This is a genomic window from Wenzhouxiangella sp. 15190 (assembly GCF_003417465.1).
Lineage (GTDB): Bacteria > Pseudomonadota > Gammaproteobacteria > Xanthomonadales > Wenzhouxiangellaceae > Wenzhouxiangella.
The window spans coordinates 1-13485 of sequence record NZ_QVMV01000013.1; the positions used below are offsets into that span (position 1 = coordinate 1).

Annotated in this window: 11 protein-coding genes; 5 read left to right on the forward strand and 6 right to left on the reverse strand. The window is 63.3% G+C overall.

Annotated features, from left to right (window positions below; genetic code table 11):
* Positions 1–77 precede the first annotated feature (77 nt).
* Complete coding sequence (locus tag DZK26_RS04025; protein WP_116898605.1) at positions 78–704, reverse strand: outer membrane protein assembly factor BamC; 627 nt, start codon at positions 702–704, stop codon at positions 78–80.
* A gap of 381 nt (positions 705–1085) precedes the next feature.
* On the opposite strand from DZK26_RS04025, the gene DZK26_RS04030 reads away from it, so the two are divergent.
* Together DZK26_RS04030 and DZK26_RS04035 are read left to right on the forward strand one after the other, a co-directional pair.
* Positions 1086–1550 (forward strand): peroxiredoxin, encoded by a 465-nt coding sequence (locus DZK26_RS04030; protein ID WP_116898604.1) that lies wholly within the window; start codon positions 1086–1088, stop codon positions 1548–1550.
* 33 nt (positions 1551–1583) lie between these two features.
* A complete protein-coding gene (locus tag DZK26_RS04035; protein ID WP_116898603.1) occupies positions 1584–2975 on the forward strand; it encodes a PhoH family protein in 1392 nt (463 codons plus the stop codon).
* A 1-nt stretch (position 2976) separates the two neighbouring features.
* Here DZK26_RS04035 and DZK26_RS04040 read toward each other — a convergent pair whose 3' ends face one another.
* The gene (locus tag DZK26_RS04040; protein WP_116898602.1) at positions 2977–3741 is read right to left on the reverse strand and encodes an NRDE family protein; all 765 of its coding nucleotides are present in this window, start codon (positions 3739–3741) and stop codon (positions 2977–2979) included.
* A gap of 2 nt (positions 3742–3743) precedes the next feature.
* Positions 3744–4631 (reverse strand): radical SAM protein, encoded by an 888-nt coding sequence (locus DZK26_RS04045; RefSeq protein ID WP_116898607.1) that lies wholly within the window; start codon positions 4629–4631, stop codon positions 3744–3746.
* Positions 4632–4752: 121 nt separating this feature from the next.
* Between DZK26_RS04045 and DZK26_RS04050 the strand changes: the two genes are divergently transcribed.
* Entirely contained in the window at positions 4753–5769 is a 1017-nt protein-coding gene (locus tag DZK26_RS04050) for a hypothetical protein (RefSeq protein ID WP_116898601.1), read from the forward strand.
* Here the strand turns inward: DZK26_RS04050 and DZK26_RS04055 are convergent.
* The 3 genes from DZK26_RS04055 to DZK26_RS04065 all read right to left on the reverse strand — a co-directional run bounded on the left by DZK26_RS04055 (position 5766) and on the right by DZK26_RS04065 (position 11623).
* The gene (locus tag DZK26_RS04055; protein ID WP_116898600.1) at positions 5766–7322 is read right to left on the reverse strand and encodes a glutamate synthase-related protein; all 1557 of its coding nucleotides are present in this window, start codon (positions 7320–7322) and stop codon (positions 5766–5768) included. The genes DZK26_RS04050 and DZK26_RS04055 overlap by 4 nt on opposite strands.
* 101 nt (positions 7323–7423) lie before the next feature.
* On the reverse strand, positions 7424–10018 hold the full coding sequence (gene clpB / locus DZK26_RS04060; protein WP_116898599.1) for an ATP-dependent chaperone ClpB: 2595 nt from the start codon (positions 10016–10018) through the stop codon (positions 7424–7426).
* Positions 10019–10192: 174 nt separating this feature from the next.
* Positions 10193–11623 (reverse strand): aldehyde dehydrogenase family protein, encoded by a 1431-nt coding sequence (locus DZK26_RS04065; RefSeq protein WP_116898606.1) that lies wholly within the window; start codon positions 11621–11623, stop codon positions 10193–10195.
* Positions 11624–11777: 154 nt separating this feature from the next.
* Here DZK26_RS04065 and DZK26_RS04070 point away from each other — a divergent pair, with 154 nt between their 5' ends.
* Both DZK26_RS04070 and DZK26_RS04075 read left to right on the forward strand, forming a co-directional pair.
* Positions 11778–12341 (forward strand): cob(I)yrinic acid a,c-diamide adenosyltransferase, encoded by a 564-nt coding sequence (locus DZK26_RS04070; RefSeq protein ID WP_116898598.1) that lies wholly within the window; start codon positions 11778–11780, stop codon positions 12339–12341.
* A complete protein-coding gene (locus DZK26_RS04075; RefSeq protein WP_116898597.1) occupies positions 12341–13252 on the forward strand; it encodes a histone deacetylase family protein in 912 nt (303 codons plus the stop codon). The genes DZK26_RS04070 and DZK26_RS04075 overlap by 1 nt, the downstream gene beginning before the upstream one ends.
* Positions 13253–13485: the final 233 nt, after the last annotated feature.

Sequence of the window (13485 nt, forward strand, 5' to 3'; positions counted from 1 at the left end):
GTCACTCGGGTCGCACCACACGATCTGCGGCATTTCCGACTGAAACGCGCTCCGCGCAGAGTTGTTCAGAGGTTCCTTCACCCCAGACGCTCGCGCAGGCGCGCAAGAACGAATTCCGCACGCTTGAGTTCGACCACGCTGCCGTCGGAATCCAGCAATTCCACACGCGTAACGCCGTCGCTTGATTCGTCGCTTACGCGAGCCACATACTCGCCGCTGTAGTCGACAGGATCAGGCGTACTCCAGAACGTCAAGCGATCGAAAAAGCCCACATCCGGTTGAACCGGCTCGTGACTGAAACTGAAAACGTAGCGACGCTCATCCTCATCGGCCTCCCTCACTTCCATACCGCCGCGATTGAGCGTGAAACCCAGACGCCGCCAGACACTTTCCGGCACGTCCTCGACAGCCAGATAAAGACCGTTGGGCCCGAATCGAATCTGCGAACGGGACTGTTCGGCGACTGAACTGGACTGCACCTCCGGCGGACTTTCCGGATTCCCCTGGGCGGCCAATTCGGGCAATGAATGCCCGGGCACGTCATAGATGTTGCGGGTGCTCGGCTTGTCGAGATCCGGCGGCGCCTCGATGGGATCGATCTCTTCGCTGGCGACGTATATGGGATCACGCTCGCTATTGAAGCAGCCGCCGAGCAGGAATGCCGTCGACAGCGAAATAATGAATACGGTTCGGGTTCGAGTCATACCCCTTGAATCCAGTCATGAGTCAGTGGCGGTCTGCGCATTATCGCGCCGTGGTCCGATCGGGTCGGTACCCACTGCAACCGGCAATATATGGCGAAAAAACAGCCCCGCAGTTTAGGGAACATGACCGCTCACGTCCAGCAGTCGCTGGGAAGAAGAGCACCGGCATGCTGCAAAATTCATGTTCTTCGTCGAACTTCGGGGCACGATCAAGCAGGAAATGTCATGCCTGCAACGCAGGACTATCCTGGCTTCTACAGACGCTTGCGGACCCGGGGGCACGCAAGTATCCTGACTTTGACCTGATTGTAACCCAATGCCGCCCCGTGCCGGGGCCGCGGGTAACCCCAAATCACTGATTAAACGAATATTTTACTTTTCATGGATGCATCGAGTATCACCCTGACCTCGCCCCCGCTTGAAGCCACCGGCGGAAAAACGATCCGACTCGACGATTTTGCCGGTCAACCCGTCGTGATCTATTTCTACCCGCGCGACAACACCCCGGGCTGCACGAAAGAAGGCGAGGCCTTCCGCGACCATTACGAAGCGTTCTCGAAACTGGGTTGCCGCATTCTCGGCGCATCAAGGGATTCACTGAAAAGTCACGAAAGATTCGCCGAGAAGCACGACTTTCCGTTTCCGCTCATCGCCGATCCCGACGAGACCCTGTGCCGGCAGTTCGACGTCATCAAGGAAAAGAACATGTACGGCCGGAAGGTAATGGGCATCGAGCGCAGCACCTTCCTGTTCGACGCGGACGGCAAGCTGGCGCGTGAGTGGCGAAAGGTGCGCGTGCCCGGCCACGTCGAGGAAGTGCTCCAGGCCGTTCGCGACCTGGCCTGAATTCCCACCCCAACTCTCCCGGAGTCCACTGCCATGGCGGAGCGCCCGCGCCTCTACATCCTCGACACCAACGTACTGATGCACGACCCCACCGCGCTTTTCCGCTTTGCCGAGCATGACGTCTTCCTGCCCATGATCGTGCTCGAAGAGCTCGACCGTGCCAAGAAGGGGGTGTCGGAAGTAGCGCGCAACGTCCGCCAGGTCAGCCGGTTCATCGGGCAGCTGATGGAAGCCGGCGACAGCCTGGACGAAGGGGTCGAGCTGATCGAACCCGACGGCCTGCGGCTGAAGGTCGGCACCGGCCGCCTGTTCTTCCAGACCGAACCCTTGGGCAACGGCGAGGAACTGATTGGCGACCGCGGCCTGGCCGACAACGAGATTCTGCTCGCCGCCCTCAGCCTCAAGCACCGGTACGAGGAACGACAGGTCATCCTCGTTTCCAAGGACATCAACCTGCGCATCAAGGCGGCGATTCATGGCATCACCGCCGAGGATTACTACAACGACCGTGCGCTCGATGACCTGAGCCTGCTCTATTCGGGTATCCGCGAACTGGACAACCGTTTCTGGGAGGAACGCGATACCCGCGATTCCTGGACCGAGGACGGACGCACCTACTACCGCATCGGCCGCCGAGACAGCGACGAATGGTATCCAAACCAGTGCCTGAGGCTCAATGACGACAACGGTCTGGAGGCCATTGTCCGGGAAGTGGCCGACGACGGTGTGGTGCTGGAGGTCGCGCGGGAGTTCAGGCGCTCCCAGCACGGGGTATGGGGTATTCACGCCCGCAATCCCGAGCAGAACTTCGCCCTGAACCTGCTCATGGACCCCGATATCGACTTCGTCACCCTGCTGGGCACCGCCGGCACGGGCAAGACCCTGCTGGCGCTGGCCGCCGGCCTGTCGCAGACCCTGGACGACAAGACCTACCGCGAGATCATCATGACGCGTGCCACGGTCTCGGTCGGCGACGAGATCGGCTACCTGCCCGGTACCGAGGAAGAGAAGATGACGCCGTGGATGGGCGCATTGACCGACAACCTGGAGGTGCTCACCGAAAGCGACACCAGCGGCGGCGACTGGGGCCGCGCGGTCACCAACGAACTGGTGGCCTCGCGGGTCAAGATTCGTTCCCTGAACTTCATGCGCGGGCGTACGTTCCTCAATCGCTACCTGATCCTCGACGAGGCGCAGAACCTCACGCCCAAGCAGATGAAGACGCTGATCACCCGCGCCGGACCGGGCACCAAGATCGTCTGCCTGGGCAACGTCGAGCAGATCGACACACCCTACCTGTCCGAAACCACCTCCGGCCTGACCTTCGCCGTGGATCGTTTCAAACACTGGCAGCACGCCGGCCACATTACGCTCAAGCGCGGCGAGCGCTCGCGACTGGCCGACTTCGCCTCCGAGCAGCTGTAGATCAGGGTCGCAAAGGCTGCGGCCCAAAGCCGTAGCGCAGTTCGCCGACGGCGTGCCCGGCCGAATCGAAAGCGCGCTCTGCCGCCAGGCCTCTCTCACCCAGCGACAGGATAGTCGTGCAGCGGGTGCCGTAGCGTTCGCCGACGATGAACGGCGACGACAGGAAACGCTCGAGTTCGGCACCGACACCGGTATCCGGCAGGTCGGCGTCCGGCGCCCGCTCACGATCGTTCATCAGTTCGAAGAGCCGGTCTGTGTCGATCGAGACCGCCGAATCCAGTCCCCGTAATGCGGTCGCCGCTCGCCGCGTCTTGGGCCAGGGTTCGTCGAGCAGGCCGTTGGACAGCGCGTGCACGCCGGCAGAAACGCCTGCCGGGCGGGCATGGGAGGAGCAATACCAGAGTGTTTCCCGATCACCGGCGAGCAGATTGAAGGGAGCATAGTCCGATCGCCGGGCATCGACCTCATGAACGAAAGTCTCCGGCGCGTCACCGCTTTCGAGAAATCGCAAGGGCAACTCGCCACGCGAGCGCTCCCCGCCGTCGGCATCGGGGTCGCGGAAGTTGGTAACCGCCGCCCAACGGCCGTTGCGCCCGGTCGCGATCCAGGTACCGCCGGCACGCTCGTCGCGCCCGGCCAGGGGGCCGTCGGGCCAGCACCACCAGGCCATTGGCCGCGCCGGGCGTTCGTGAAACTCGTCCCGATTGGCAGCCAGCAGCAGATGGCGTTCCTGGCCGGGGGAAAAACTGAATGCGATCAGGCACACGGCTAAAGCCGCAACGGTGCCCGGTCGGGACGGGTGATGGCCTGGTCGATCTGATCGAGCAGCCGGGCCTTATCGGCGTTGAGCGTGCCCTTCAAGACCAGCCAGTTGGAGGCATGGTCGGAACGAAATACCGTGTTCTCGAGCGCCAGGGCCTCCAGAAACCGGCGCATCTCGGCGAACAGACCGGTCTGGTCCAGCGGCTCCCACTCGGGGAAGGCCTCCCGGAACCGCTCCTCACCCTGCGGGAAGCTCACCACCAGGGTCGCCAAGTACTCCGGCCGGGTGGCGTTGACCAGGCGGGCCGAGTTGGCCGCATGTTGTTCGCTGTAGATCTCGCCGCCGAGCCCGTTGAGGATCATCACCGAGCGCTTGATTCCGGCCTGGCCGAGCTTGTCGAGTGCTTCCCGCATGGAATCGAATGATTCGCCCTTGTTGACCTTCTCCAGAATCGTGTCATCGCCGGTTTCCGCACCCAGGTACGCCATCTGCAGCCCGGCCTCGCGCAGCTCGGTCAGCTCTGCAACGGACTTGCGGCGCAGGTTGCGCGCCAGGCAATAGCTGGAAACGCGTTCGACGCGCGGCATGTGCTCGGCGATGGCCTCGAGAATCCGCATGAGCCGGTGCGTGGGCAGGACCAGGGCGTCACCATCGGCCAGGAAAATGCGCCGCGCCCGCTCACCGAAAAGCTCACCACAGCACCGGATCATTTCCAGCACGTCGCTTTCGTCACGTGCGCGGAATTTCTTCTGCGGCGCGGTGTACATCTCGCAGAAGGTGCACTTGTTCCAGGAGCAACCATCGGTGACCGGCAGAATCAACGACTTCGCTTCGCTGGGCGGGCGAAAGACCGGTTCAACGTAACGAATGGGCTCGGGAGGGTGGTGAGTCATCGTCGGTTCGGGCAGCATCGGGCTTCAGCGGCATTGTAACGCCGGCCCGAAAGGGGAGCAGGGCCGGCATCCATGCCACTCGTTGCATAATGTGGGCACATTCGGAAACGGTTCGCGATTCATGTCCGACAACCCCAAACGGCTTCGCTACGATCCTCGCACCGGTCCCGACCGGGCGGCGTGGCTCGGGGCGCCCGAAGCCGAGCGCACGCTCGCGGTTCGAGACTGGCTCAAGAACAATGACTTGCCGTTTGCGTGCTGCGTGCCGCGCAGCGCGGACGAATGGCGCGAGGTCGAAGACCAGATCGCCAGCGGCACGCCACCGGAAACCACCCGGCTGATGGAACGCTTGCAGGGGGCCGGCGTCGAGCGGCTCGTGGCCCTTTGGGCCGTCGCCGAAGCGTTGGGCAGCCAGCAATACAAGCAACTCGAGCGCATGGCGAGGGACGGCCACGACACGGCGCATTTCGACGTGGGACGGCTGTTCGAAGCCTGCGACACCAGCATCCTGCCGGCCGCTTTCGAAGCCTCGGCGGGCGGCTTCGGGCCGTCGCACGAGAAGGTGATCGACTACTACCACCGCCACTACGATCCGGAAGGATCCCTGCCTTTCGCCCCCGCCGCCGGGTTCTGTTTCGGCTGTGCCACTGCTCCGAAATTCGTGCGCAATCACACGCTCTATGAACACATGTACGGCAACGAGATCGCCGACAAGACGCCGGTCTACCTACCGGTGGCCGACGCCTACCGCGAGCTGTTCCGCTACGTATCGGACGCGGTATTCGAACAGGACGTCCCGATACCGCCTTCCGTGCGCCCGCCCGACGATCCTCAAACCTGCTTCGACTCATCTTTCAGCGACTGGTGCAAGGGATTCATCGCTACACGCCCGGTTGTCGCTTCGGGATGGGAAGCGCACCTTGCTGAACATCCGCGGCTGCATGCCGAATACCTGGCTATCGTCGACAGCCTGAGCTTTTTCGCCGCTCGCGATCAAGCACAAGCCATCTCCAGGACCCGATTCGGGCAGGAGAGCTTCGAGTCAGCCTGCCGTCGCGTCCATGCCGGGCTGAACGACAGTATTCAACGGTTGTTCCTGCTCGCCCACCCGATCATGGACAGCACCGAGAATCCCTAGTCCCCGACACCACTGAAGGCGACGCCACTGAGCAACGCCATATCGCGCTTGAACGTGGTCAGGTCCGAGGCCGAGAAGTCGCTGATGGACGAATGACCACAGGCCCGGGCGAGCAGCGACATCAGTTCCACGGAGGCACCGAAGAAGCGCGTCAGGCGCTCGGCGCCATCGTCCACCTTCAAACGCTTGCGAAGCTCGGGATCCTGGGTAGCCACACCCGAGGGACAGCGGTTTGTATGACATATGCGCGCGGCCACGCAGCCAACCGCCTGGATCGCCGAGTTGGCCAGCGCGATGCCGTCGGCGCCCAGTGCAATCGCCTTGACGAAGTCCTCGGGCGTGCGCAAACCACCGGTGACGATCAATGTAACGTCGCGGCCGCAGCGCTTGTCCATGTGGCGACGCGCCCGGGCCAGCGCCGGGATGGTGGGCACACTGATATGGTCGCGAAAGATGGCCGGCGCGGCGCCGGTGCCGCCACCGCGACCATCGAGAATGATGTAGTCGGCGCCGGCATCCAGCGCGAAGTCGATATCGTCCTCGATATGGTTGGCCGAGAGCTTGAAGCCAACCGGGATGCCGCCGGAGCGCTCGCGCACCTCGTCGGCGAACTTCCGAAACTCCTTCGCGCTGCGCGGGGTATCGAAGGTCGCCGGTGAAACGGCATTCTCGCCGGCCTCGATTCCGCGGGTCTCGGCAATCTTGTCGGTGACCTTGCTACCCGGCAGGTGCCCGCCGATGCCGGTCTTGGCCGCCTGGCCGCCCTTGAAGTGGAACGCGCGAACCTCGTCGAGCAAATCCCAACGCCAGCCGAACTTGGCCGAAGCCAGTTCGAGCAGGTAGCGTGAGTTGCCCTGGCGCTCCTCGTCCATGGAACCGCCTTCGCCCGAACAGATACCGGTGCCGGCCTGCTCGGCGCCCCGGGCCAGGGCCACCTTGGCCTCCGGGGAAAGAGCCCCGAAGCTCATGTCGGAAACCAGCAACGGAATCTCGAGATCCAGCGGGCGCTCGGCCTTCGGGCCGATGACCAGGCTCGTTTCAACTTCATCCGTTTCCTCGAGCGGCTTGCGCGCCAGCTGGGCGGGCAGAATCTGGATGTCGTTCCAGTCCGGCAGCTCGCTACGGGGCACGCCCATGGCCACGGTTTCGCCGTGCGGCCCGGATTTCGCGAGCCCGTGCTTCGCCATCTCGTGGATACGCGCAACGGTCGGCTCCTCCGGGGTCGCTTCGGCTTCGGGCGCTTCGTCCTTGCCTCCATCGTCGTCGGCGTCATCCGAACCGCGCTCGGGCACGGGATCGCCAACCTCGACGTCCAGCTTGGCGTGCGTGCCGTCGCACAGTGGCTGGTCGCCGGTGGCCTTGCATCGACAGAAATAGACCTCTTCATCCTTGTCGGCCTCGAACTTGACCGGCGTGATGCCCGTGCCTTCGTGCGAACCGTCGCAGAACGGCTGATCCTTCGAACGGCCGCAGCGGCACCAGTAATAGGTCTCGCCCTTCTCGACCTCGACGCCTTTTGGCAACAATGCAGCAACGATTGGTTGGTCGGCCATGCCGAATTCTCCTTGGATTAAATAGAGAAAACGTAGCACGCCTGGGCGAAGGGCACCTACGCGGCCACAACCCGGGGTGCGCAGCCCCCAGACGCGGGCAATCAACCCGCGGCGGCTTCCACACCCGGTTCGCGCACGAAGCTCAGCTCGCCATCGGCGGCGTCGACACGTATGGTGTCGCCGGGGCCGAATTCACCGGACAGGATCTTCTGCGCCAGGGAATTCTCGAGCCGGTTCTGGATGGCGCGTTTCAACGGTCTTGCACCGTAGACCGGGTCGAAACCAGCCTCGCCGAGGAGATCGAGCGCGGCATCGGTGATTTCAAAACCGATATCGCGGTCGGCCAGCCGATTCTCCAGATACTGGATCTGCACCGCCGCGATCTCGCGAATCTGCGCACGGTCGAGCGGATGAAAGACCACGATTTCGTCGACGCGGTTGATGAATTCGGGGCGGAAATGCTGGCCGACGACTTCCATCACCGCCGACTTCATCGCCTCGTACTCGGAATCGGCCATCTGCTGGATTCGGTCCGAGCCCAGGTTCGAGGTCATGACAATGACGGTATTGCGGAAATCGACCGTGCGGCCGTGGCCGTCGGTGAGCCGGCCATCGTCGAGCACCTGCAAGAGAATGTTGAACACCTCCGGGTGCGCCTTTTCGACCTCGTCGAGCAGGATCACCGAGTACGGTCTGCGACGGACGGTCTCGGTCAGGTAGCCACCCTCCTCGTAGCCGACATAGCCCGGCGGTGCGCCGATCAGTCGGGCCACGGCATGCTTTTCCATGAATTCCGACATGTCGATGCGCACCATGGCTTCCTCGGTATCGAAGAGGAAGTTCGCCAGCGACTTGCACAGTTCGGTCTTGCCCACGCCCGTGGGCCCCAGGAACAGGAAGGAACCGTTGGGCCGGTTGGGATCGGCCAGCCCGGCACGCGAGCGCCGGATGGCGTCCGCGACGGCCTTGACCGCCTCGTCCTGGCCGATGACGCGCTCGTGCAGTGCCTCTTCCATCTTGAGCAGCTTGTCGCGCTCGGCCTCGAGCATCTTGGATACCGGGATACCGGTCCAGCGGCTGACCACCTCCGCGATTTCCTCGTCGGTGACCTTGTTGCGCAGGAGCTGGAAGTGATCGGTCTTCTCGCTGGATTCCGCCTGCTCGAGCTGCTGCTCGAGTTCCGGAATGCGGCCGTGCTGGAGTTCGGCCATGCGTGAAAGGTCCTGTGCACGGCGGGCATTGTCGAGTTCGGCCCGGGCGCGCTCGAGCTCTTCCTTGATGTGCGTGGCATCCTGCACCGAGGCTTTCTCGGTCTTCCAGACTTCGTCGAGGTCGGCGAACTCACGCTCGAGCTCGTTGATTTCTTCTTCCAGGTCGCTCAGGCGCTTCTTCGAAGCCTCGTCGGTTTCCTTCTTCAAGGCCTCGTGCTGGATCTTGAGCTGGATGAGACGGCGTTCGAGCCGGTCCATGGCCTCGGGCTTGGAGTCGATCTCCATACGGATGCGGCTGGCGGCCTCGTCCATCAGGTCGATCGCCTTGTCGGGCAGATTGCGGTCGGTGATGTAGCGGTGCGACAGGGTCGCGGCGGCCACCAGTGCCGGGTCGGTGATGTCGACACCGTGATGCACCTCGTAGCGCTCCTGCAGGCCGCGGAGAATGGCGATGGTGTCCTCGACACTCGGCTCTTCCACCAGCACCTTCTGGAAGCGGCGCTCGAGCGCGGCGTCCTTCTCGATATTCTCGCGGTACTCGTTGAGCGTGGTGGCGCCCACGCAGTGCAGTTCACCGCGGGCCAGCGCGGGCTTGAGCATGTTGCCGGCATCCATCGACCCCTCGGTCTTGCCGGCGCCGACCATGGTGTGCACCTCGTCGATGAACAGGATGATCTTGCCTTCCTCGCGCTTGATCTCGTTGAGCACGGCCTTGAGCCGCTCCTCGTATTCACCGCGATACTTGGCGCCGGCAATCAGCGCGCCCATGTCGAGCGAGAGCACGCGCTTGTTCTTCAGGCCCTCGGGCACTTCGCCGTTGACGATACGCTGCGCCAGACCCTCGACGATGGCGGTCTTGCCCACGCCGGGCTCGCCGATCAGGACCGGGTTGTTCTTGGTGCGCCGCTGCAGCACCTGCACCGTGCGCCGGATTTCCTCGTCGCGGCCGATGACCGGATCCAGGCGTGACTGCTCGGCCTTTTCGGTCAGGTCGATGGTGTATTTCGAGAGCGCCTCGCGCGTGTCCTCGGCGTTGGGATCGTCGACCTTCTCGCCGCCGCGAACCGACTCGATGGCGTCTTCGACCGCCTTGCGGGTCACCCCGGCCTGGTGAAGCAGCTCGCTCAGGGCGACCTTGGCCTCGAGCGCAGCGAGCACGAACAGTTCGGAGGCGATGTAGGCATCACCACGCTTGCTCGCGATCTTGTCGGTCAGGTTGAGCACGCGGCCGAGATCGTTGGACATGTTGATCTGGCCGGCCTGCCCAGTCACGGTCGGGAAACCCTCGACCTTCTCGCCGAGTGCCGAGCGCAACTGGTCGACCTGCGCACCCGAGCGCGACAACAGGCCGCGAATCCCGCCGCCTTCCTGGTCGAGCAGGGCCACCATCACGTGCTCGGGCTCGAGCACGGCATGATCCAGGCCAAGTGCCAGAGACTGGGCCTCGCCCAGCGCCTGCTGGAACCGGGCGGTCAATTTATCCATTCGCATAACGGGCTGACTCCCCTGTGAAACTGCAACTTATCCACAGGGGTGGGGGCACCCGCCACCGGAATCAAGCGCGCAAAACCCGGAACCACGGAAAACACCGAAGGACACGGAAAAGAAAGATCATTCCGTGGACTCCGTGTATTCCGTGGTTCCTGAGAATTTGACTTCTTAGACGTCTCGGATCGCGAGTAGGCGGATTTCGGTCATGTCCTCGATGGCATAACGAATACCCTCGCGACCCAGGCCGGAGTCTTTCACGCCGCCGTAGGGCATGTGATCGACACGGAAAGACGGTACGTCATTGATGATCACGCCGCCGACTTCCAGCCGGTTCCAGGCCTTGTTGATCTTGGAGATATCGCGGATGAACAAACCCGCCTGCAGCCCGTAGCGGGAGTCGTTGATGGCATCGATCGCGGCGTCGAAATCCGAGAATTTCTCCAGCGTCACCACGGGGCCGAAGACTTCTTCCTCGCGCAGCTTGCTGTCGGCCGGCACGTTCTCGACCACGGCGGGACGCACGATGTTGCCTTCACGCTTACCGCCGACCAGCAACTTGCCGCCGCCGTCGACGGCCTCCTGGATCCAGTCGACCACCCGCTTGGCATCGTCCTCGGTGATCAGCGGCCCGATCCAGGTGTCTTCGTCACGCGGATCACCGCCGGGAAGGTTGCCAACCTGCTCGCACAGCTTGGTGCTGAAGGTGTCGTAGATATCGGCGTGCACCAGAACGCGCTGAACGGACACGCAACTCTGGCCGGACTGGTAGAAGCCGCCGAAAACCACTCGGCCGACGGCGTCCTCGAGATCGGCGTCGTGGTCGATCAGGCAGGACGCATTGCCGCCCAGCTCCATGACCACCGGCTTTTTGCCGGCCTTGCTCTTGAGCATCCACCCGACCTTGTCCGAGCCGGTAAAGCTCATCAGCTTGAGGCGATCGTCCTCGGTGAAGCGGGCACGCGCGGTATCGTCACCATCAACGTTGACAATCGAGAACGCGCCCTCGGGCAAATCGCATTCGGCCAGGATCTCGCCCAGCAAAAGTGCACCGACCGGCGTCTTTTCGGCCGGCTTTAGAATGAAGGGACAGCCGGCGGCAATCGCCGGGGCGATCTTGTGCGCCACCAGGTTGTAGGGGAAGTTGAACGGTGTGATGAACGATACCGGCCCGATCGGGACGCGCTTCCACATCCCGGAGAACTTTTCCGAGCGCGGGCTGATATCCATCGGGATGACCTCCCCGCCGACGCGGGTGGCCTCCTCGGCGGCGACGAGAAACGTCTCGATCAGGCGCGTGACCTCGCCCTTGGCGTCGCGCCGCACCTTGCCGCCCTCGACGATCAGCACCTCGATCAGCTCTTCCTCGCGCTCGCGGAACCGCTTGACGCAGTGCAGCAAAGCGTCGCGACGCTTGTGCGAGGGTAGCTCCGCCATGGGCCGGGTGGCCTTTACGGCCGCGGCGACAGCCTTGTCGACAACTGCATCATCGGCATTCGCAACCCGCCAGGCGACCTCGCCGGTATGCTTGTCCAGCACTTCGAGGTCCTCGTTGGCGAAAACGGCCTGGTTGGCAAGGTAGTAGGGGAGAGACTGTGTCATGACGACCGACCCTGTGCAGAGCAACTGCATGAGATTGAGTTTCAAGTGTAAAGTGTGAAGTGTGAAGTGTGAAGAAAACCCTTTCCGCCGAATGATTAGCCGCAAGCCGGACTTAACACTTTACACTTGACACTTCACACTGGTCATTCGAGCCATGGGCAATCGACTTTCGAAAATCTACACGCGCACCGGTGATGACGGCACGACAGGGCTCGGCGACGGCAGCCGGACAGCCAAGGACAGCCGCCGTGTCGAGGCGTACGGCACCGTCGACGAACTCAATTCCGTCATCGGCGTTGTCGTGGCCGAACTCCACGGCACCGAGGCGCCTGGCAGGCTTGCCGGGCTGCTGCTCGACGTGCAACACCACCTGTTCGATCTGGGCGGCGAGCTGTGCATCCCCGACAGTGAAATGATCACGGACGGGCACATCGAGCGGCTCGAGGCCGAGCTCGACGAGCTCAATGAGTCCCTGCCGATGCTCAAGGAATTCATTCTCCCGGGCGGTTCGACGGCCGCGGCCCATGCGCACCTCGCGCGGACGGTCTGTCGCCGCGCCGAACGCCGAGTGATCGCCCTGGCCCGCCACGAACCGGTTAACGAGCCGGCGATCCGCTATCTCAATCGCCTCTCCGATCTGTTGTTCGTCGTTGCCCGCACGATCGCGCGCGGCTCCGGCGCCGGCGAGGTTTTCTGGAATCACGAGCGCAAGGGCTGATGCTCAGGATTCTCTCCCACCCTGATTGCGCTCGACACCAGACACCGACCGAGCACCCCGAGTCTCCCGCGCGCCTGGCCGCGGCAATGCGCAGCCTGGAGCGTATGAACAACGTTCATTTCCGGCAGGCTTCGCCTGTCGACGAGGCGACGTTGAGGCTGGTCCACACCCCGCATCACATCGACTACATCAAGGGCCTGGACAGCGGGGGAAAGGCGGAAGCCATCGATCCCGACACCTGGTTCGGCCCGGGAACGCTACAAGCCGCCCTGCTCGCCGCAGGCGCCGCGGTTGATGCGGTCGACCATGTCATGGACGACCGCTGCCAGCGCGCCTTCGCCGTGGTACGTCCTCCCGGTCACCATGCCGAATCGTACCGCGCCATGGGCTTTTGCATTTTCAACAACATCGTGCTCGCCGCTGCGCGTGCCCTGGCCGCACACGGCCTCGAGCGCATCGCCATCTGCGATTTCGATGTCCATCACGGCAACGGCACCGAGGAAATCGTCTCAGGCAACGAGGAAATACTGTTTGCCTCGTCACATCAGTCACCGCTTTTTCCGGACAGCGGCGACCCTGAAACGACCCTGGGAGGCAATATCCACAATGCCACGCTCCCGCCAGGCGCGACCAGCGACGCATTTCGCGATGTCTGGCTGTCACAGCTTCTTCCACGGGTCGCCGCCTTCAAACCACAGCTTGTCCTTGTCTCGGCCGGCTTCGACGGCCACAACGCCGACCCGCTGGCCCAGCTGAGACTCAAGGACGACGACTATTTCTGGATCGGGCAGGAACTGCGCAAGATTGCCGACACGCACGCCAGGGGACGCCTGGTCGCCTCCCTGGAGGGCGGCTACGACCTGAACGCTCTCGAGCGCTCCGTCCAGGCCTTCGCCGACGCGTTGGTCTGAGGGCAGAGCCTTCACGCGATTGAGCCCTGCCAACGTGGGTTTCACCGGCCGCGGTGCGGGTTTCGACAAGTCAAAATATATTTCGCCCGCCTGCTCCGCAGGCTGATGGCGGGTGGTTCGCAAACTTCCCAGTCGCTGGGTTGCTTGACGCCACCGCCCGCAGTGCGGGTCTCGACAAGTCAAAGGCGGTTTCGCCCGGCGCGCTTCGCGCGCTCTTGCGGCGAATTCCTTTT